Source organism: Tropicimonas omnivorans (genome assembly GCF_031846565.1).
GTDB classification, from domain to species: Bacteria; Pseudomonadota; Alphaproteobacteria; order Rhodobacterales; family Rhodobacteraceae; genus Tropicimonas_B; species Tropicimonas_B omnivorans.
The window spans coordinates 147,097-167,313 of record NZ_JAVRHL010000001.1 but is presented as its reverse complement, the minus strand read 5'-3'; the positions used below and the strand labels follow the sequence as shown (position 1 = coordinate 167,313).

Annotated in this window: 18 protein-coding genes; 10 read left to right on the top strand and 8 right to left on the bottom strand. The window is 66.1% G+C overall.

All coding sequences use genetic code 11. The features are described from left to right. Window positions 1-83 precede the first annotated feature (83 nt). The 5 genes from RM543_RS00830 to arfB all read left to right on the top strand — a co-directional run bounded on the left by RM543_RS00830 (window position 84) and on the right by arfB (window position 4,570). Complete coding sequence (locus RM543_RS00830) at window positions 84-1,457, top strand: MFS transporter (protein WP_311688716.1); 1,374 nt, start codon at window positions 84-86, stop codon at window positions 1,455-1,457. Then, on the top strand, window positions 1,418-2,323 hold the full coding sequence (gene mepA / locus RM543_RS00825; RefSeq protein WP_311688714.1) for a penicillin-insensitive murein endopeptidase: 906 nt from the start codon (window positions 1,418-1,420) through the stop codon (window positions 2,321-2,323). Before RM543_RS00830 ends, mepA begins: the two co-directional genes overlap by 40 nt. Continuing rightward, complete coding sequence (locus RM543_RS00820; protein ID WP_311688712.1) at window positions 2,296-3,171, top strand: esterase-like activity of phytase family protein; 876 nt, start codon at window positions 2,296-2,298, stop codon at window positions 3,169-3,171. The genes mepA and RM543_RS00820 overlap by 28 nt, the downstream gene beginning before the upstream one ends. 84 nt (window positions 3,172-3,255) lie before the next feature. Then, a complete protein-coding gene (locus tag RM543_RS00815; RefSeq protein ID WP_311688710.1) occupies window positions 3,256-3,888 on the top strand; it encodes a queuosine precursor transporter in 633 nt (210 codons plus the stop codon). Between the two features lie 265 nt (window positions 3,889-4,153). Next, complete coding sequence (gene arfB, locus RM543_RS00810) at window positions 4,154-4,570, top strand: alternative ribosome rescue aminoacyl-tRNA hydrolase ArfB (RefSeq protein ID WP_311688708.1); 417 nt, start codon at window positions 4,154-4,156, stop codon at window positions 4,568-4,570. Window positions 4,571-4,572: 2 nt separating this feature from the next. Here arfB and pncB read toward each other — a convergent pair whose 3' ends face one another. Then, window positions 4,573-5,865 carry a nicotinate phosphoribosyltransferase gene (gene pncB, locus RM543_RS00805; RefSeq protein WP_311688706.1) on the bottom strand — a complete coding sequence of 431 codons (1,293 nt, stop codon included), beginning with the start codon at window positions 5,863-5,865 and terminating at the stop codon, window positions 4,573-4,575. 62 nt (window positions 5,866-5,927) lie between these two features. Continuing rightward, entirely contained in the window at window positions 5,928-6,530 is a 603-nt protein-coding gene (gene pncA, locus RM543_RS00800) for a bifunctional nicotinamidase/pyrazinamidase (protein ID WP_311688704.1), read from the bottom strand. 98 nt (window positions 6,531-6,628) lie between these two features. Between pncA and RM543_RS00795 the strand changes: the two genes are divergently transcribed. Beyond that, window positions 6,629-7,633: a M35 family metalloendopeptidase gene (locus RM543_RS00795; protein WP_311688702.1), complete on the top strand. Its 1,005-nt coding sequence runs from the start codon at window positions 6,629-6,631 to the stop codon at window positions 7,631-7,633. Window positions 7,634-7,667: 34 nt separating this feature from the next. Continuing rightward, complete coding sequence (locus tag RM543_RS00790) at window positions 7,668-8,024, top strand: hypothetical protein (protein WP_311688700.1); 357 nt, start codon at window positions 7,668-7,670, stop codon at window positions 8,022-8,024. Between the two features lie 64 nt (window positions 8,025-8,088). Here RM543_RS00790 and RM543_RS00785 read toward each other — a convergent pair whose 3' ends face one another. Next, entirely contained in the window at window positions 8,089-9,795 is a 1,707-nt protein-coding gene (locus tag RM543_RS00785; protein ID WP_311688698.1) for a M10 family metallopeptidase, read from the bottom strand. Window positions 9,796-9,989: 194 nt separating this feature from the next. On the opposite strand from RM543_RS00785, the gene RM543_RS00780 reads away from it, so the two are divergent. After that, entirely contained in the window at window positions 9,990-12,194 is a 2,205-nt protein-coding gene (locus tag RM543_RS00780) for a calcium-binding protein (protein ID WP_311688696.1), read from the top strand. A gap of 54 nt (window positions 12,195-12,248) precedes the next feature. Here RM543_RS00780 and RM543_RS00775 read toward each other — a convergent pair whose 3' ends face one another. Genes RM543_RS00775 through RM543_RS00755 form a run of 5 tightly spaced genes read right to left on the bottom strand, consistent with a single transcriptional unit; the run spans window position 12,249 to window position 17,871 of the window. After that, window positions 12,249-14,102 carry a rhamnan synthesis F family protein gene (locus RM543_RS00775; protein ID WP_311688694.1) on the bottom strand — a complete coding sequence of 618 codons (1,854 nt, stop codon included), beginning with the start codon at window positions 14,100-14,102 and terminating at the stop codon, window positions 12,249-12,251. Beyond that, the gene (locus RM543_RS00770) at window positions 14,095-14,922 is read right to left on the bottom strand and encodes a sulfotransferase domain-containing protein (RefSeq protein ID WP_311688692.1); all 828 of its coding nucleotides are present in this window, start codon (window positions 14,920-14,922) and stop codon (window positions 14,095-14,097) included. The genes RM543_RS00775 and RM543_RS00770 overlap by 8 nt, the downstream gene beginning before the upstream one ends. After that, on the bottom strand, window positions 14,919-16,034 hold the full coding sequence (locus RM543_RS00765) for a GSCFA domain-containing protein (RefSeq protein ID WP_311688690.1): 1,116 nt from the start codon (window positions 16,032-16,034) through the stop codon (window positions 14,919-14,921). The genes RM543_RS00770 and RM543_RS00765 overlap by 4 nt, the downstream gene beginning before the upstream one ends. After that, on the bottom strand, window positions 16,034-16,783 hold the full coding sequence (locus RM543_RS00760; protein ID WP_311688688.1) for a hypothetical protein: 750 nt from the start codon (window positions 16,781-16,783) through the stop codon (window positions 16,034-16,036). Before RM543_RS00760 ends, RM543_RS00765 begins: the two co-directional genes overlap by 1 nt. Beyond that, window positions 16,783-17,871, bottom strand: a complete 1,089-nt coding sequence (locus RM543_RS00755; RefSeq protein WP_311688686.1) for an NAD-dependent epimerase/dehydratase family protein — start codon at window positions 17,869-17,871, stop codon at window positions 16,783-16,785. Before RM543_RS00755 ends, RM543_RS00760 begins: the two co-directional genes overlap by 1 nt. Window positions 17,872-18,072: 201 nt before the next feature. On the opposite strand from RM543_RS00755, the gene RM543_RS00750 reads away from it, so the two are divergent. Further along, complete coding sequence (locus RM543_RS00750) at window positions 18,073-18,909, top strand: EAL domain-containing protein (protein WP_311688684.1); 837 nt, start codon at window positions 18,073-18,075, stop codon at window positions 18,907-18,909. A gap of 125 nt (window positions 18,910-19,034) precedes the next feature. After that, on the top strand, window positions 19,035-20,210 hold the full coding sequence (locus RM543_RS00745; RefSeq protein ID WP_311688682.1) for an acetyl-CoA C-acetyltransferase: 1,176 nt from the start codon (window positions 19,035-19,037) through the stop codon (window positions 20,208-20,210). Window positions 20,211-20,217: the final 7 nt, after the last annotated feature.

The following is a 20,217-nucleotide window of genomic DNA, read 5'->3' as shown; positions in this document are numbered from 1 at the left end:
GAACCGGCGCGCCGCGTCCGAAAGGCACTGGCCCGGCCGGCCCCTCCGTGTCTAATGACGGCCAAACCGGAACGGGGGGCGACATGGCCGAGCCGAGCTTGCGCAAGCGGATCTGGGGCTGGTTCTTTTTCGACTGGGCCAGCCAGCCGTACAACACGCTTCTCCTGACCTTCATCTTCGGTCCCTATGTCACCGAGGTCCTCGGCGACGGCTCGACCGCGCAGACGGTATGGGCCATCGGGATCGGCATCGCGGGCCTCGTCATCGCGCTCCTCGCTCCGATCCTCGGCTCCATGGCGGATACCTCCGGCCGGCGTATGCCGTGGATCTGGGGCTTCTCGGCGCTCTACGTCATCGGTGCGGCGGGCCTCTGGTGGGCTGCGCCGTCGGATTTCGACCTGATCCGCACGCTGATCTTCTTCGCCCTCGGCCTGATCGGCATGGAATTCGCCACGATCTTCACCAACTCGATGCTGCCCGATCTCGGCTCGCGGGCGGAGATCGGCCGGATCAGCGGGAACGGGTGGGCCTTCGGCTATTGCGGCGGATTGATCGCCCTGCTCATCATGCTCGCGTTCTTCGCCCAAGGGGGAGACGGCAAGACCTTCCTCGGCCTCGATCCCGCGTTCGGGCTGGACCCGGAGACGCGGGAAGGGACCCGCGCCGTCGGACCGCTGACGGCCATCTGGTATGCCGTCTTCATGGTCCCGTTCTTCCTGTGGGTCAGGGATGCGCGGACGGCCCCGGCTCCGCCGGGCTCCACGAAACTGGCGTTGAGGGAACTGGGGCGGTCGATCCGGGACCTGCCGAAGACGCCCTCGCTCGCGGCCTATCTTGCCTCCTCGATGTTCTACCGCGATGCGCTGAACGCGATGTACGGGATCGGCGGCGTCTACGCAGCGGGTGTCCTTGGCTGGGCGCCGACGGACAGCGGCATCTTCGGTGTCGTCGCGATCATCACCGGCGCGGTCTTCGCGTTCCTCGGCGGCCAGCTCGACAGCCGCTTCGGCCCCAAACCCGTCATCACAATCTGCATCTGGGCGCTGCTCGGCGTGTCCGTCTGCCTCGTCGCGATCTCCCGGGACTCCATGTTCGGCATTCCGCTGGGCGAAGGCTCCAAGGCTCCGGATATCGCCTTCTACGTCATGGGCGCCGTCATCGGGGCAGCGGGTGGTGTCCTGCAGGCCGCAAGCCGGACGATGATGGTGCGGCAGGGCAATCCTCACCGCATGACGCAGAGCTTCGGCCTCTACGCCCTCGCCGGAAAGGCGACCTCCTTTGTCGCGCCGCTTCTCATCGGCGCGGTCACGTTCCTGTCAGGTAGTCAGCAGATCGGGATTTCGCCCCTCATCGCCCTCTTCCTGCTGGGACTTTTCCTGCTACGCTGGGTGAACCCCCACGGAGAGCGAGAGGACACATGGGCGCCATCCGCACCTTCTTCACCACCTTTGCTCTGACCTTCGCGCTGGCAATTCCCGCCGCCGCACAGACCAAGGCAAACCAGCTTTTCGGAGCCAAGGGCTCCCCCTCCCGGCAGGCCCCCGCCGCTTACGGAGAGTATTCCAAGGGCTGCCTCGCCGGCGGCGTCCAGATGCCCGAAACGGGGCGGACATGGCAGGCCATGCGCCTGTCCCGCAACCGTAACTGGGGCCATCCGGAAATGATCGACTTTCTCGGGGACCTCAGCCACCGCGTGCAGCGGATCGGCTGGCCGGGGCTCTATATCGGTGACATTTCCCAGGCGCGGGGCGGGCCGATGCTGTCCGGCCACGCAAGCCATCAGATGGGCCTCGATGCGGATGTCTGGATGCGCAAGCCGCAAAGCCTGACCCTGTCCCGCGCGGAACGGGAGAGGATCGGGTCTACCAACATGCGTTCGGCCAACCAGCGCACGGTCAGCGCCAACTATTCCCCCGACGTCGGCCAGGTGATCCAGATCGCCGCCCTCGATCCCCGGGTGGACCGCATCTTCGTCACGCCGCCGGTCAAGATCGAGCTGTGCAAGCGTGCGAACCGCAAGGACCGGAAGTGGCTGCAGAAGGTGCGTCCGCTCTCGGGTCACAACACGCATTTCCACGTCCGTCTCAAATGTCCGCGCGGCGACCGCGCCTGCGAGACGCAGCGACCGACCGTCGACGATCTGTCGAATGGAGGGTCCGGCTGCGACGAGACGCTGATGTGGTGGGTGACGGATTACCTCGATCCGCCGAAGCGCACGGCGCCTGCCAAGCCGTCCAAGCCCGCTCCCCGCAAGCGTGGCGCGCGTGATTACACGATGGCCGATCTTCCGAGACAATGCGCGCAAGTCCTCTCCGCGCCCTGATCCTCGCGCTCGTCGCCCTGGCGTCCTGCGTCGCTGCCGATGAGGCGGTGGCGCCGGAGGCGGCAGCGGTGGTCGCCTTCCCCGAACCTGATCCGGGGGGCTGGTCCGCGGTGCACGTCTCGCCGGACGGGGCGCGCGCCATCGCGATTGCCGATAACGGTTTGCGCGCGGACCTTCGGTTGCGGCGGGAGGGCGGGCGGCTCACGGGCGCGGGCCTCATCTCGCGTGCGCCGCTTGCCGGGCCGGACGGACGCGCGCTGGAGGGGGCAGGCGAGGATAGCGAGGGTATCGCCACCCTGCCGGACGGGCGCGTCGCGGTTTCCTTCGAGCGCGAAAGCCGGATCCTGATCTACCCGGCGGATGGCGGCTCGCCCGAGCGTCTGGCCGTGCCGGAGGCGGAGACGCTTGATCCGAACCGCGGTTACGAAGGGCTCGCATCAAGCCCGGACGGCACGCTCTACACCCTTCGCGAAGGCAACGTGGACGAGACCGGTCCAGTCCCGCTCTGGGCCTGGGACGGGGCTTGGCGCGTCTCGAGGCAGATCCCGCGGGACCGGGCCTGGCTCGCCGCCGGTGCCGATATCGGGCCGGACGGGCAGATCTACATCCTCGAGCGGGCGTTTCTCGGCCTCGGCTTCGCCAGCCGCATCCGCCGCTTCGCCACCACGGGCCACGATCCGGGGGAGCTCGTCTGGTCCTCTTCCTTCGGCGTTCACGGCAACCTCGAAGGCCTTTCCCTCTGGCAGGATGGCGCCACGCTCCGCGCGCTCATGGTCTCTGACAACAATCACGCCGGCGTCGCACGGTCCGAGTTCGTCGAGATCGTCCTGCCCCGGGACTTGCGGTGACCCTGCGGGAGGAGTACCGGGAGCCGCCTCGGGCGATCCCCGGGACACAAGTCGCCGCAACCTTGTAAAAACGGGCACCAAATCATGAACCGCTCCTTCCTCGCCGGCGTGGTGGCGATGGCCATCGTCGTCGTCGCCTCCAACATCCTCGTCCAGCATCTCCTCGGGGACTGGCTGACCTGGGGGGCGCTGACCTATCCCATAGCCTTTCTCGTCACCGACCTGATGAACCGCATCCACGGGCCCGCCGCCGCGCGCCGCGTCGTCGCCACGGGCTTCGCGGTGGGCGTCGCCTGCTCGCTGATCGGGACTCAGATCACGGGCGAGTTCGGCCCGCTGGTCACCTGGCGCGTCGCCATCGCCTCGGGCACCGCGTTCCTCGCGGCGCAGCTCTGCGACGTCGCGATCTTCGATCGTCTCCGGGGCGGGCGCTGGTGGCGCGCGCCGCTTGCCTCGACCCTCGTCGGCTCCGCGCTCGACACTGCGATCTTCTTCACCATTGCCTTCGCGGCATTCCTGAACGGCGTCGAACCCGGCAACGCTCCGGCCTGGTCGCAGGAGGGCGTTCCGCTCCTCGGCGCGGGTCCAGCCCTGCCGCTCTGGGTCTCCCTCGCGCTGGCCGACTGGGGCGTGAAGCTCGGTCTCGCGATCGTCGCGCTCATCCCCTTCCGGCTCATCGTGCGGCGGGTCACGGGCTCGGGAGTTCTTGCCCATTGACAGAACGACATCGCTCGCCCACCTTGATCGTATTGGTTCAACAAGCGAAAGGAGGTGGTCCAGTGTCGAGAGTTGTACTGGAGCGAGGTGTCGGGACAGATCGGGAGGTTTGCTGCTGAGGCAACCCGAGGTGGCTTGAGCCATCCGATCTGGCGTAGGTCCTAACCGACCCGCCTCCAATCAAGACTCGGAGGGCGGCCCCGTTTGCGGGCCGCCCTTTCCGCATGAAAGGGGCACGGCGTGTCCCGAGAGCCAAGAGAAGACGATGTCCCTCCGCATTACCGACCAGGTGTCCATCGAGGATTGGGAGCTCACCGAACAGTTCATCCGCGCCGGCGGCCCCGGTGGGCAGAACGTCAACAAGGTGTCCTCCGCGGTGGAGCTTCGCTTCGAGGCGGAGCGCTCGCCGAACCTGCCGGGCCCGGTCAAGGCGCGGCTCCGCCGGATCGCCGGACGCCGCTGGACGAAGGAGGGCGCCGTCGTCCTTCAGGTCAGTTCCGAGCGTAGCCAGACCCGAAACAGGGAGATCGCCCGGGAACGGCTCGCGGACATGATCCGCAGCGCGCTCCAACGCCCGAAGAAGCGCGTAGCGACCCGCGTCTCCCTCAATCAGAAGCGCAAGCGCGTGGACGCCAAGAAGCGGCGGAGCGAGGTAAAGGCGCTGCGCGGCAAGGTCGATTAGCGTCAGACGAGCACGTCCATCCGCTCCTGTGCACCGACATCGAAGACCCGCTTGTACCGTGCGATCTCGGCCTCGGGGCCCATCGCCTTGTTCGGGTTGTCCGACAGCTTGACCGTCGGACGTCCGTCCGCCTCGATGGCCTTGCAGACCAGCGAGAACGGGGCGAGCCGGTCGCCCGGAACGAGGCCGCGGAAGTCGTTGGTCAGAAGCGTGCCCCAACCGAACGAGACGCGGACGCGGCCGTGGAACTGCTGGTGCAGCGCCCTGATCTTGTCCACGTCGAGGCCGTCCGAGAAGATCACCAGCTTCTCACGCGGATCCTCGCCGCGCTCTTTCCACCAGCGGATCGCTGTCTCGGCGCCGGTCGCTGGATCGCCGCTGTCGACGCGGATCCCGGTCCAGCCGGCGAGCCAGTCCGGCGCGCGCTCGAGGAAGCCCGCCGTGCCGTAGGTGTCCGGCAGGATCATGCGCAGGTTGCCCTCGTGCTCCTCCTGCCAGTCGGCCAGAACGCTGTAGGGCGCCGTCGCCAGCGCGCGATCGTCCTCGGCAAGCGCGGAATAGACCATGGGCAGTTCGTGCGCATTGGTGCCGATGGCCTCGATGTCCCGCCGCATGGCGATGAGGCAGTTGGACGTGCCGGTGAATTTCGGCCCCAGCCCTTCCATCATCGCCTGCACGCACCAATCCTGCCACAGGAACGAATGCCGCCGCCGTGTGCCGAAATCGGCGATCAGGAGGTCCGGCAGATCCCGCAGCACCTCCACCTTCTCCCAGACCCGCGTCATCGCCCGCGCATAGAGCACCTCGAGCTCGAAGCGCCCCATATCGGCGATCACGGCGCGCCCGCGCAGCTCCATCAGGACGGCGAGCGCGGGGATCTCCCACATCGTCACCTCGGGCCAAGACCCTTCGAAGGTCAGCTCGTACTGGTCGCCCCGGCGCTCCAGCGTGTAGGGCGGAAGGCGCAGGTTCTCGAACCATTCCATGAAGTCCGGCCGGAACATCTGGCGCTTGCCGTAGAACGTGTTGCCGCGGAGCCAGGTGCTCTCCCCGCGGGTCAGCGACAGGGAGCGGATGTGGTCCAGCTGCTCGCGCAGTTCCCCCTCGTCGATCAGCCTGGCGAGCGGCACGTCCTTCGTGCGGTTGATCAGGCTGAACGTGACCCGCGTGTCCGGATGGTTGCGGAACACCGACTGACACATCAAGAGCTTGTAGAAGTCGTTGTCCAGAAGCGAGCGGACGATCGGGTCGATCTTCCATTTGTGGTTCCACACGCGCGTGGCGATATCGACCATCCGCCGGTTCCTTCTTTCAAGCCGGCGGCGACGCTAGCGCACCCTGCGGCGCTTTGAAATGGTCAGCCGCCCTCGAGGCGTACACCCGCCGCTCGCAATCCCTCCAAAGCTGCATCCAGAGAGCCGCCCAGGTCGATCCCGCGGCAGGCCGAAAGCTCCACCGTCACGTCGAAGCCGAGCCTGGCGGCATCCAGCGCGGAATAATTGACGCAGAAATCCGTCGCGAGGCCGACCACCACGAGCCGCTCGGCCCCGCGGCTGCGCAGGTAGCCCTCGAGCCCGGTGGGGGTGACGTGATCATTCTCGAAGAATGCAGAATAGCTGTCCACGGCCTTGCGGAAGCCTTTCCGTACGATCAGGTCGGCGGGATCGGTGCGAAGATCCACGTGAAACGCCGCGCCGTCAGATCCCTGCACACAGTGATCCGGCCAGAGAACCTGCGGGCCGTAGGGCATCTCGACCGTTTCCATCGGCGCCTTTGCGGGATGCTCCGAGGCGAAGGAGGAATGCCCGGCGGGGTGCCAGTCCTGCGTCAGGACGCGGATCGGGTACGCATCCATCATCGCATTGATCCGCGGCACGACCTCGTCTCCGCCAGCCACGGCCAGCGCGCCGCCCGGGCAAAAGTCGTTCTGGACGTCGATCACGATCAGGGCGTCGGTCATTCGAGCCTCCTTTGCGGCCATAAAATATTGACGACTCGCGTTCCCCTGGGGCACCCTTTCGGCATTTACCGACTACAAATCATTCAGGAACAAGTCCAATGCCGATGAGAACATTCACCCAAAGCTACTCTCGCGCCCGCCGCACCATCAACAGTTCGACCTTCAAGGATGCGACTGCGGATTACTTCGACAAGCCCGTCGCGGGTGTTCTGGCCTCCGACGGGCCGGATCGCAAGTACGGCCCCGCCCTCGACGTCTATCGCCTGTTCCTGAGCATTCGCCGGATGCGGGACGGCAGCAAGGAGGGGGACATCCTCGTCGACGACGCGCTCGGCTCGAAACCGAAATCGCTCGGCGATGCCGTCGCCACGCTCAAGAAACTCCGGCATCTCTACATGGTGCACCTGCGCGGCGGGCAGGAGCTGTGGATGTTCTCGCCGCCCAAGGCCTATACCGAATGGCTGTTCGACGAATATACCGGGGTGACGGAGAAGAACCTCCGCATCTGGGCGAACGAAGCCGAAGAGGTCTACACCTCCGATCACAAGGGCAAGATGGCGACCGCGACGTCGCAGGCGCTGCGCTGGTCGCAAAGCTGCGTCGCCAAGTTGGCCGTGCCGGATGCGAAGACACGGGCCGTCATCGAACGCTGGTTCACCGACGGCACCGCGAGCGACGAGGACGTGAAGAAGATCGCCGCCTCGCTTCTGGCCGGGTTCAAGAAGATCAGCGCCGTCCTCAACAGCAACAAGCTGATCTTCTCGGACGAGCCGGTCGACAGAAACGGCGGCGGCTGGAAGGACTTCGCCTTCGTGATCTCGTCGGAGAAGATGAACGTCGTCTACATTCAGAAGGCGACGCTGGATGCGGCGGTGAACGGAAAGATGTGGCTCGCGGCCCTGACCATCATCCACGAGCTGTCCCATCGGGAGATCAATACCGATGACCACAGGTACGACACGAGCGGCAAGCTTTCTCCCTCCGCAGGGAAGCTCACGCCTGCAAAGGCGCTCGATAACGCAGACAACTGGGGCTACTTCGCGACCGATCTCAATGGTGGCCTTGCTGCTGGGACTCGCACTACCGTGGCCGGCGTGGCCTGAGGATGCACAGGCGCAAACGGGCGTGGAGGCGGCAATGAGCGGACCCGGAGATGTCGAACCGGTGATCGAGGACGGCGTGCGCTACGAGGCGGTGCACTGGGGAAAGGAGCGCGGCTTCGCGCAGAACGGCGGCATCGTCGCCGCGCGCGATGAGGGAAGCGGCGAAGAGCTGTGGACCGCGGTGATCTACGAGATCGAGTATGGGCCGAAATCGCCCCAGAAATACGATCGTTTCATCACGCGAATGGATCTCGTGGAAGGCGGCGAAGCGCTCAGGATCATGGATGAAAGCGGCGCGGTCCACCGCCTGGATCTTTCGACGAGGGAGGTCGAGACGCTGTCCGCGCCGCCGCAGTCTTCCCCGAAACCGAACCCGCGCAAACCGACCTGAGACCTGCCGCGATCGATCCGGAGCCGGGCGCGCGCCGGGAAAGCCCGGCCGCGCGCCCTTTTACTCAGAGCAGGAAGTCTCCTTCGAGCAGCGTATGCGCCCCGGTCAGGTCGATCCGGAAGTCGGCCGCGCCGTCTCCGTCCGTATCGGCGAGGATGCGGGTGGTCCCGCCGGTCTGTTCGTAGCGCAATTCACCGGCCGTCCCGGAGAAGCCCGCGCTGCCGATCAGGGTAAAGGCCTGGTTGCCGCCGGTGCCGGTATCGGCGTCCAGTCGGCTGATCTCGATCCGATCCACGCCCGAGACGAAGTCGGTGATCGTGTCGAACGCGTTCACCCGGCTGTCGCTCTCCTGGAAGTAGATGAATCGGTCGCGCTGCCCCGCGTCGCCGCCGCCGGTCAGCGTGTCCGCCCCGGCATTGCCGTAGAGTGCATCCACGCCGGTATCGCCATTGAGCGTATCATCGCCCGCGCGTCCGTAGAGCCGGTCCGACCTGTGGCCGCCGAAGAAGCGGTTGTCGCCGCTATCGCCTCGGAAAACGTCCGACCATCTTGAGCCGCGGAATGCCTCGATCCCGTCGAACGTGTCGCCGATGGCATCGCCCCAGACGAACTGACCGCCGCCGAGGTCGAGGCCGACGCTGCTTGTCGCCGTGGAATAGCTCGCCGTGTCGAAACCACTTCCCCCGATGATCTCGTCGGCCCCGCCGCCGCCCGTGATGGAGTTGTTGGCGGCGTTGCCGATCAGTCGGTCGTTCCCCGATCCGCCGCGCAGGTTCTCGATCACGGTGGAGCGTTCGACAACGAGGGAACCGGTCACTCCCCAGGCATCCGAAATCGCGCCCGGCGTGAGGTCCACCACCTGATCCTCGGTCACGTAGGACAGGTCGAGAAGGTCCCGGCCGCCGGTGTCGAACAGCGTGAGCGTGATGTCGTTGCCGCGGTAGAGGTCCGAATCCCGCGCGTCCGCGCCGGACATCTGGCGGAACAGCAGGCCAAGGTAGCCATCCGATCCATTGCCGTAGATCGTGTCTCCGCCACGGATCGTCGTGACGCCGTAGAGATCCTGAATGGCAGCGATATCCGCCGCCATGGGGGTTACGGCCTTGGCCTTGGCCGCGTCCACGTAGGAATTCTCGGTCTGGTGGAAGTAGGACATGACCGTCATCTGGATGCTGTCATTCGCGTAATGCGCATCCGACGAGAAGCTGGCCGAGCCATTGTAATCCCCCGCGTGGCCGAGGCCGAGGGCATGCCCGATCTCGTGCAGGTAGGTCTGGAAGGTGTGCCGGTCGAAAGCGGTGCCGTAGCTGTCTACCCAGCTGTCCGCGACGTTCACCACCGACGTCACGATGCGGCCCGACGAGGGATAGTAGCTCGATTGCCCGCCCCAGGCGCCCGAATTCTCGTTCGAGAAGGTGATCTGCGCGTTCTTCGAGACCTCCACAAAGTTGATTCCGATCGTGTCCGACCACGATTCGAGCGCCATCCGCGCCAGGTCCTTCTGCTCGGTCGGAAGGCTGGTGATGTTCACCGACAGGGAGCCGCCCGGATCGACATCGAACGCCCGCTTGCCGTATCCGCTCGAATCCCGCCAGTAGCCTTCGGTCAAATAGTCCGCGATCTGATCGACGTTGTAGAACGGCTTGCCGGCGCCGGGCGTCGCGCTGCCGGACCCCTCGTTTGGCGGCTCTGCACAGGGCGGCGGTTCCGCGCCGGACAGATCATCACCTTCGGCGATGGCAATCACCATCTTGTCGCACATGCCGCACATCGTGTGGCTCCCTCGTCAGTTCTCACCCGGTGACGACGGTGCACAGACAGGAATGAACGATTGGCAAAGGTTCGTTCGACCGGTCGATTCGAGTTTCAGCGAATCGGAGCGGTGTGTCACGCCGATGCCCCGATCCCGATCCGATCCGCGCCACACGTGCTCTACAGGGTCGGCGGATCTTGGAGGCAAGCCCGATGCAGATTACCTATCACGCGACGCTGATGCCCGCGTCGGGGTCGTTGACCGATCGGGTCACGGGGCTGACGCTCTCGGATGGCACGCTTTACGCCGTGGACGGGATCAACGGCACCATCTCGGGTTGGTCTCTCGGGGGGGAGACGACCCTGTCCTGGCAGCGCACGCATACCCTGTCGCAGGTGGAGGGCGGGCGCCCCACGGGGCTCGCCGTCCTCGATATCGGTGGTGAGCGGATCGCGATGGGGACGGGAAACTGGCTGGACGACGCACCTGTCTATGGTGTTACCCAAGCCGGACAGCTGACGAACCTCGATCCGCTGCCGCTCAACGGCGCGCTGACGTCCGTTGCCACGACCCAGGTGGACGGGGACCATTATCTTTTCGCCGGCCATTCCGGATCGGACGGGATCTTCACCTATCGGCAGAGGCCGGACGGGACCTGGCAGGGGCGTCAGCAGCCCCCGGACGGAGAGATCCAGGGGGCGAGCGTTGACGCGGTCGAAGTGGTCACGATCGGCGGCGCGGACATGATCTTGTCGCTCTCCTCGGAGAGCAATGCACTGAACCTCTGGAGCATCGGCGACTTCGCCCGAACGAGTCTGATCGGCAGCATCGGCGCGGCGGACGGCCTCGGCATTTCGGGGCCGACCGCCTTGGAGATCGTCGAGATCGGCGGCCAGAGCTTCGCCCTCGTCGCCGCGGCCAATTCGTCTTCCCTGAGCGTCATCCGGCTCGATCCCGGAGGCATGGTTCCGGTCGATCACGTCATCGACGACCTCGGTACGCGGTTCGCCGGCGTCCAGTCCCTCGACGTGATCACGGCGAACGGTCAGATCTTCGTGGTCGCGGGGGGCGGGGATGACGGGCTAAGCGTGTTCTCCCTCCTGCCGGGCGGTCGCCTTCTCTTGCGCGCGACGGTCGTGGACGAGGCAGGCACGGCATTGGCCGATATCGGCTCGCTGGCCGGAACGCTCGACGGCGGCGTCCTGCGCCTCTTCGCCGCCGGCTCGGAGCCGGGGATCGCGGAGCTGCGCATCCCCCTCGGCTCCCCCAATGCGCCGCTTGTCGCTGGGCATGGCGGCGAGGCGCTGACGGGCGGCGCTGGTGCGGACCTGATCACCGGAGGCGACGGGGCGGACGAGCTCACGGGCGGCGCCGGCGACGACATCCTGATGGACGGCGCAGGCCTCGATACGCTCAGGGGCGGGACCGGCGCGGATATCTTCGTGCTGTCCAAGGACGGAGAGATCGATCGCATCCTCGACTTCGATCCTGATGAGGACAGCCTCGATCTGTCCGCTCTCGGACTTCTGCGCAGCGCCGGACAACTCGACATCATTCCGACCGCGACCGGTGCGCGCCTTCTCTTCGGCGGCGAAGAGCTGGTCCTGATCAGCGCCGATGGTGGCCCACTGCAGCCGAGCGACTTTCCCGACGATCGCGTTCTCGGCGCCACGCACATGCCCGTCATCTGGGCGGATCCGCCCCGCATCCTCACGGGAACCCCCGGCGACGATCGGCTCGTCGGCGCGGGTGGGGACGACATTCTCGATGGCGGGGCCGGCGCGGATATCCTGATCGGTGGCGATGGCACGGACACCGCCACATATGAAAGCGCGACGACCCGGGTGATTGTCGACCTGCAGAACGATGCCTTCGCGACCGGCGACGCGGTTGGCGACACGTTCCAGAGTATCGAGATCTGGGAGGCCGGCGACTGGAGCGACCAGCTCCGCGGCGGGAACGGTGACGATGTCTTCCGCGGCGGCAAGCGCTCCGACCGGCTCTACGGACGGGGCGGCGACGATGTGCTCGATGGCGGGCAGGGGGTTGATGCTCTCTTCGGCAACTCCGGTGCGGATATCCTCACCGGTGGCGGGGATGCGGGCCAGCGCGACCGTTTCATCTTTTTCGCCGCCACCGACAGCCGGCCGGGGCAGAGCGACACGATCACGGATTTCGTGTCAGGCATCGACAGGATTGAGATCAGCCGCTTCGACGCAGATACGGGCGTTGCCGGAAATCAGGCGTTCGACCTCATCGGGCGTTCGGCCTTTTCCGGTACCGCCGCCGAATTGCGGTATGACTACATCGACGGCGATACCCACGTCCTCGCTGACATGGATGGGGATGGACTCGCCGAGTTCGAGTTGAAGCTGCTGGGCCTCCATACGCTGGGCGATGGAGACTTCCTCCTGTGATCCAGGGGACATTTCGGGGCGGGCGCTGCCTTGGCCGACGCCCGCCCCCGTATGTCATCCCGTCGCGCCGCGCATGCCGAGCGCTGCCACGACGAGGGATTTGACGGGACGCAGCGGACGCTTCGCACCAGGCCAGCGGCGCAGGATCGTGCCGTAAGCCTGTTCCGCGCGCCTGTAACACCGCCAGCGGATCGTGGAGCGGCGGCGTTCCAGCTCGTGAACCTGGCCGAGGATGTCCGGTGCAGGAAGCAGGGCGGCGAGGCGTTGGAGCTTGTATTCCAGCTTCGCGTAACTGCGTGCGGCGGCTTCCGGTGTCATGACGGACACCGTTCCGTAGCCGCGCGATTGCGCGACATAGGAGATCATCCGCTCCTGCACATGCGCCAGCCCGCCATCGATGTGATGCGGTTCGGGGTTGTAGTCCGACCAGTCCCACGGCCATTCGAAGATCGGACGCAATGCGTCGGGCCGAAACCAGTACATCGTACCGTAGGGCGCGACGGGCGTGTCCGCATCGAGCGGCACGTCGATCCCCATCCGTGTCAGCCAGCTGATCAGAGGGCGGCGGTTGTTGAACCAGGAATGTCCCAGCGTGCCGAAGCCCGAGTGGATCACGGGCGGCGTCACAACGCCGACTTCGGGCTCCGCCTTCATGCGCCGGATCACGTTGCGCACATAGCCGGGGGACGCCACGAGGTTTCCGAACAGATGCGCCTTGAAGCTCTCGCCGACCTGCGACGGGACTTGCGGCGTGCGCTTGGAATGGAGGCGCAGGGCGATCTCGTGCCGTCCGGAGAGAGCCACGTCCCGCCAGGTGATGAAGAGGGAGGACATGTCCCGCCCCCGGTTCTGCTCCACCACGCGAACCTCGAACCGATCCGGCTGCAATCCGCGGGCGGCGAGGAAAGCCTCGATCCCGTCCCGGTTCTCGTCTGTCGCGGTGGTCAGGTAGAGACGGAAGGGCACGTCGAGCTTCGAGATCAGCTCCCAGAATTCCGGCATCATCGTCGCGTAGTAGGCGTGGATGAAGACCCCGATCTCCACGTCGTCCGCTTCATGCTGCGCCTCGCGGGGCAGGATCCACACGCGATCCGCCACGGCCGCGAAATCGCGCGCACGGACGGTGCGGGCTGCGAACGCCATGGTCGCGGAATGGAGCTCCGGGTCCACCTCTCGGAGCGTCTCGAGGCTCGATGAAAGGTTCATCGCATTCAGGTCGGCCAGAAGCGGATCGAGGGTCAGGGTCGCGACCGGCAGGCAGGGCGCCCCGGCCTCGATCAGACAATGGCATTCCAGCAGGCGCGGGTCGGCGCTGCGGAGGATCTCCGATCCGTCGGGAAACGCCACCGGCGCTCCGTTCCGTTCCAGGTCACGGGACAGCTCCGCGGCGCAGGCGAGGAAGTCATCCCAATGCTGGCCGGTGGGCTCGAGAGTATTCCAGAACGTCTGGAACCACTGCTGCCCCATCAGCTCCGCCGAGAGGACGGTATGATCGAGATACGGCACCCGGTCCGGCAAGCCGCGCCCCAGAAGCCGCGGATCGGCATCGCTGTCATGCCAGTAGGGCGCGGCGAGCCCGCCGGGCCACGGCGCCGGGACGGGCTGGCCCGCAATGGGCCCCATGACGTGAGCCCCCGTCAGCAGGACCTGCCCGGGCCAACCTTCGCTCCAGAGTTGAAGCAGGCCCGCCTTGTAGCCCGCTTCGGGCACCGGCGGCATGGCGTCCGATGCGATGAGATCGATGGCCGCCCCGCCATCGATCTCGGGCAGAACCGCTTGCGATCGCACGACGATCAGCAGCCGCTCCGCACGGCCGGACAGGCGTCCGAGGGCGAGGGCGACGTGGGCCGCATCCTCGCTGCCCGGCGGCAAGGCGTAGATGACGGCCAGTCCGGATGCCTCAGTCATAGCCGAGCTCGGCCATTTCGGCGCCCCAGCGGGCTTTGAACCGGCCGATCTGATCCTCGGTCAGAAACTCGGCATATGTCCCGGTGCGCCGCTTCCAGAAGAACTTGCCGTTCTGTTTCGTGCGGGAATCTGCGCCGCTGAACACGCGTTCGGGGTCGCAGGTCTCGATGCCGAGGAAGGTCGCGATCCGGGTGACCTCGTCCGAGAAATTCTGCGCGAGCCCCTCGTAGGACAGGATCAACACGTCTTCCCCGCGCGCTCGCGCGTCCCGGAAGGCCTTGGCGTGGCTGAACACCGAGCCGAAGACCCTGTTCTGCGGAAAGAGCGTGCCGTGTTCGAGAAAGATCGAGAACAGCGCCTCCATCTCCTCCGCCGTCAGGTCCTCGACTTTCGCGAACCGGACCGGAAGGGACTTGCCGGCATTCGGGGAGACGTTCTCGGACACGAAGTTGAGGTAGGACATCAGCACGTCGAGCGGGTGACGGTGGATGTGGATTACCTTGTCGGTCGCGAATTTCTGGCCCCGGTGCTGATGAAGAACGGCCTTGCGGTGGGATTTGTAGAAGTACCAGTGCTTGCCCTCGAACTCCCAGGGAGAGGCGATGACCGGTCCGTAATGCGTGTCTGTCACGTAGCGTTGAAGAATGTGGGGACCCGTCGGCATTCCCGTGATCGCAGCGACGATGGCGCGCAGCCAGGTGTTCCCGCTTTTCGGGAAAGAATAGAGGCCGACCACGGGGCCCGGCGGGTGGCCGCCCCAGAGGTCAACGGCGGTGTCGACGGTGGCGCTCTCGGGCGCGACGTTGGTCTGGATGGTCATCGGGCGGCTTCCTCGATCAGGGTTTCTTCGCAGATTACGTCGAGCGTCCGGCCAACCTCTGCGGTGAAGGCATCTTCATCCGAAGATACGCCGGCGGCTTTGCTCGCGGCCTTGGCGGCGCGGCGTGCGGCGGCATCCACATCGGTGGCCGGTCCGCCAGAGCGCGTGCAGGTCCGCAGGAAGAGGCGCATCACCCGGTCGACCCCCGCAGGCTCGACGCTGCGCAGGTCACGGGCGAAGTGGGCGCCCTTCGAGGCGGCGGACGTGATGATCTCGTAGGACGGGAAATACCAGCAGCGCTCCACCGTCCGGCTGACCTCCTCGGCCGCGACCCTCAGGGCGGCCTTGGAATAGGTGTTGGCGACGAGGACGCCCGCGTCCTTTCGCGCCGTGGCCGCGAGGGGCACGGGGGACACGGTCACGACGAAGCGCAGGTCTGGGTTCCGTTCCCGTGCAAAGGCGGCGAAGGCTGCGAAATCGGCGGCCGTCTCGGAGGCGGTGAAGTTGGCGAAGGCATGCCGCGCCGGATCGAATTTACCGCCGGCAACGCCCGGTGCGAGGCCGAAGACCGCCCCGTCTTCTTTGGACATCCAGCCTTCGGTCAAGCCGAAGGTGAACACGAAGACGCTGGCGTCTTCGATCATCCGGCGCACGGCCGCGAAATGGCGCTCCCGATCCTTCAGGAATGCCGCGCGGCAGGAGAAGCCGCCGGGCTGGATCGCCGGGCGGAACGGATCGACCAGGGTGCCGTCCGGTTGTTCCCAGACATCTTCCTTCGGCGTGAACAGGCCATAGGCGCGCAAGGCGAGCTGATGGAGCTGGCGGGCCGTGTAGATATTGCCGAACCGCGCGGAAAAGGTGCCGTAGTTGAAGGCCTTGGCGACCGGAGGATCGATCACGGGATGCGCCTCTTCGGTGACGAGGTAGTCATACCCCGACCGCTGAAGGCGCTGGGCGATATGCTGGGCAAAGCAGCTTCCCGCCGTTGCGATCCTGTCCTCCGGGCTGATGTCCAGGCCCGGCGTGACCTCGGGATCGGGAAGGTCCGCGGCACGATGCGTACGGGACCAGAAACAGTGGCCCGGGAGATCGGAATAGGGGTGGTTGCGCATCAGGCGGCCCTCCGGTCGCGAGCGGTGCGATCGAGTATGTCGGTGAGGAGCTTCAGTCCGTAGGCGGGGTTCGCGTGGGTCGGATCGTCCGCGCGATATCCGGCGCCGAGGTAGCCGTCGTCGAGGCATTCGGCCGGAGGATGCACGATCAGGCCCCCCTTTCGCTCTGCGGCGTCGGCGAGGATGTCGCTGTAGAGCGCCCATATCTTGAGCCTGGTCGCCGCGGGAGCGATGCCGTACCTGTCGATCCGCTCTCCGAAGGCCCCGCGATTGGCGCGAATATGAGCTTCGTCCGCGACAGGCGGCGGCGGGGCGACGAGAACGGCGCGCCCCGGCGCGGCGGCCGCGATCGCGTCCCAGAACAGAAGGGCGCCTCGCTCGGCGCGGCGCTTGATCGTGGCCCGCATCAGATCGACCGGGATCAGCTCGGCGTCCTCGCGCGCCGGCAGTCCGCTTTCCGGCCAGTCCACGTCGAAGGGGCGGGGGTGCTCCAGCATTGCCAGGGCGTTGTATTCGTTGCCCATTGCCGCGCAGATGCACAGGTCGGGCTCGGCCGTTCCTATGATTTTCGCGATCTTGTCGGCCGCCGCCCCCGAGAGGCGGCGATCCTGGCGGTCATCCTCGAAATTCGGCTGAAAGGCGCTGCCGTTCAGGCGGTGAAAGCTCACGTCCACGCCGTCGATCGGCGCCTCTTTCCAGGCACGTGACAGTGCGGAAAGATGGCTGTGGCCGAATGCAACGATCTGCATCAGGCAACCTCCGCCAGGGTGATGCGGGACCAGTCGACAAGTTCCGCGAGGCCTTCATCCAGCGTGACCTGCGGCGTCCAGCCCAGCGCGGCCTGCGCAGCGCTGATATCTGCGACCGCGTGGCGGACATCTCCTGGCCTATAAGCGCCGCTGATCCATAGAGGGCGGCCCTCTGCCTCCCAGAGACCGAGCAGGGAGCGGGCCGCGTCGAGGATCGTCGTCCCCTCGCCGGAGCCGATGTCGACCGGCCGCTCCGGCACCGTCTCTGCGCGTCCGGCGGCGATGAAAGCCTGCACGACATCGTCCACGTGGACGAAGTCACGCGTGATCGTTCCGTCTTCGTAGATCTCGATTCCCTGGCCATCACAGATCAGGCGGCAGAAGATCGAGAGGACGCCCGTGTAGGGATTGTGCAACGATTGCCCCGCCCCGTAGACATTCTGGAGCCTGAGGACGGAAACATCGGTCCCGGACCCCCAGAGACCCTGCCGCAGAAGATATTCCTGCATGAGCTTCGAGGACGCATAGATCGAGGTGGGCCGCGGGGCCGTGGCGGCATCCGTCGCCAGAGGGGTCAGCGTGCGACCGGCGGCGTCTTGGAGATCGAACTGCCCGCGCGCGAGGCGCGCCGGGTCCCGTGTTTCGGCGATTGCAGGGCGCCCGTCCGAATCGCACGCGGCCCCCTCGCCATAGACAGCGCGGGTTCCCGCGAGCACCACCCGGGCGACGCTCCCCTCAGCCCGGATCGCTTCGAGCAGGTGGGCAGTGCCTGTGACATTGACGGTGACGTAGCGCGTGGGCTCGTCGTGGCTCTGGCCCGTGCCCGTCTCGGCGGCAAGGTGATACACGAGGTCCGGCGAGCTGACCTGCATTGCCCTCGAGACGGCGGCCGGATCCGCGATGTCGCCCTCGATGATACTGACGCCGGCATCCATAAGCCGCTCGCGGACCAGTGCGCCGCCGTCTGCGTGAACCTGGGGCAGGAAATTATCGAGGACCGTAACGCAGGCATCCGCCGCCAGCTGCTCGGCCAACCGGGAGCCGATGAAGCCGGCGCCTCCGGTGATCAGAATAGACGTCGCTTGCATGTTCATCCTCTTTTTGAGGCCGGACCATTCCGGTTTCTCCGGCTGGGCCCCTCATGCAGCATGAGCTCCTAAAATTGTCTTACCGGCTGCCCGCCGGATCGCCGCGAGGCGCCCGGGATCGGTAAAATGCCGACCTTTACCCACCGTTCAGATTTCGGCCCCAGAACGGTTCGGGTGCAGAGGCGGAGAATGGGGACGGTCATGGGAAACGGTGCGGAAACGTATGTGGCGGCGCACGATTCGAGCCCGCTTGCAGCGGCGATCGCGCAGAGGGACCTGGGCGTCCTTCGCATGGTGGAGACGGCTCTTGCGCGGGGCGACGCGCTGCTGGCCTTCCAGCCCATCGTGAATGCGAAACGAACGGGTCAGATCGCTTTCCATGAAGGCCTGATTCGCGTCATGGACGAGACCGGACGCATCATTCCCGCGCGGGATTTCATCGGTGCATGCGAAACGAACAGGATCGGCAGACAGCTCGATACGGAGGCCCTTCGCCTCGGTCTCCGGGCGCTGAACGAGACGCCGTCCCTCCGCCTTGCGATCAACATGTCGGCGCGTTCGATCGGGTACCGCCCCTGGATCCGGGAGCTCGAACGAGGTCTCGCGCTCGATCCCACGGTTGCAGAGAGGCTCATCATCGAAATCACGGAATCGTCCGCGATGCTGATGCCCGACATCACTACGATCTTCATGCAGGACCTTCAGCAAAAGGGCGTCTGCTTTGCGCTCGATGACTTCGGGGCGGGGTACACTTCTTTCCGGTACCTGCGGGATTTCGACTTCGACATCATCAAGATCGCGGGAGAGTTCATCGGCGGGATCAGCACGAATCCCGACAATCGCGTTCTCGCTCAGGCGCTGGTCGGCATTGCCCACCACTTCGAGATGTTCACCGTGGCCGAGGCAGTGGAAACCGAAGTCGATGCAAAGGTCCTTCAGGAAATCGGTGTCGACTGCATGCAGGGCTACTACTTCGGCATGCCGACGACGTGGCCGCCGCAGCCCGGGGTTCCCGCCATGGCAACGCTCGCCGGCTGAGCGTTCGGAGGGTCTGCGCGCCAAGCCTGCAGTTGCGTGACGTCGCGCCAGCGCCTACGCATGGTCTCGACAGGCCGCCGGGAGGCAGACGTCCCCGTCGGCTGCAGACTTGAGAGGAGACCCCCATGACCAACGTCGTCATCGCGTCCGCCGCGCGCACCCCGGTCGGCAGCTTTCTGGGATCGTTCGCGAACACGCCGGCGCACGATCTCGGCGCTGCCGTTCTTCAGGAACTGGTTGCCCGCGCCGGCATCGACAAGTCCGAGGTGAGCGAGACGATCCTTGGTCAGGTCCTCACCGCGGCGCAGGGGCAGAACCCTGCCCGGCAGGCGCATATCAATGCCGGCCTTCCGCAGGAAAGTTCCGCCTGGGGCATCAACCAGGTGTGCGGGTCCGGTCTTCGTGCGGTCGCGTTGGCAGCGCAGCATATCCAGCTCGGCGACGCGGCGATCGTTGCCGCCGGTGGTCAGGAGAACATGTCCCTCGCGCCCCACGCCGCCTCGATCCGCCAGGGGCAGAAGATGGGCGACCTGCAATATATCGACACGATGATCCGCGACGGTCTCTGGGATGCCTTCAACGGTTACCACATGGGTCAGACCGCCGAGAACGTTGCCGAGAAGTGGCAGATCGGCAGGGAGCAGCAGGATGAGTTCGCCGTAGCCAGCCAGAACAAGGCTGAAGCCGCGCAGAACGAGGGCAAGTTCCAGGACGAGATCGTTGCCTTCACCATCAAGACCCGCAAGGGCGATATCGTCGTCGACAAGGACGAATATATCCGCCACGGCGCGACGATCGAGGCGATGCAGAAGCTGCGTCCCGCCTTTGCCAAGGATGGCTCGGTCACCGCGGCGAACGCGTCGGGTCTGAACGACGGCGCTGCGGGCGCGCTCCTGATGGCGGCCGACGAGGCGGAGAAGCGCGGCATCGAGCCGCTCGCGCGTATCGCCAGCTACGCCACCGCCGGCCTCGATCCCGCGATCATGGGCGCCGGGCCCATTCATGCGAGTCGCAAAGCCCTGGACAAGGCCGGATGGTCCGTCGAAGATCTCGATCTTGTCGAGGCGAACGAGGCTTTTGCGGCGCAGGCCTGCGCGGTCAATAAGGAAATGGGCTGGGATCCGTCGATCGTGAACGTGAACGGCGGCGCCATTGCCATCGGCCATCCGATCGGCGCGTCCGGGGCGCGCGTGCTGAATACTCTGCTCTTCGAAATGAAGCGGCGCGGGGCGAAAAAGGGACTCGCAACCCTGTGCATCGGCGGCGGGATGGGCGTTGCGATGTGTCTCGAACGCCCCTGATCGCCCC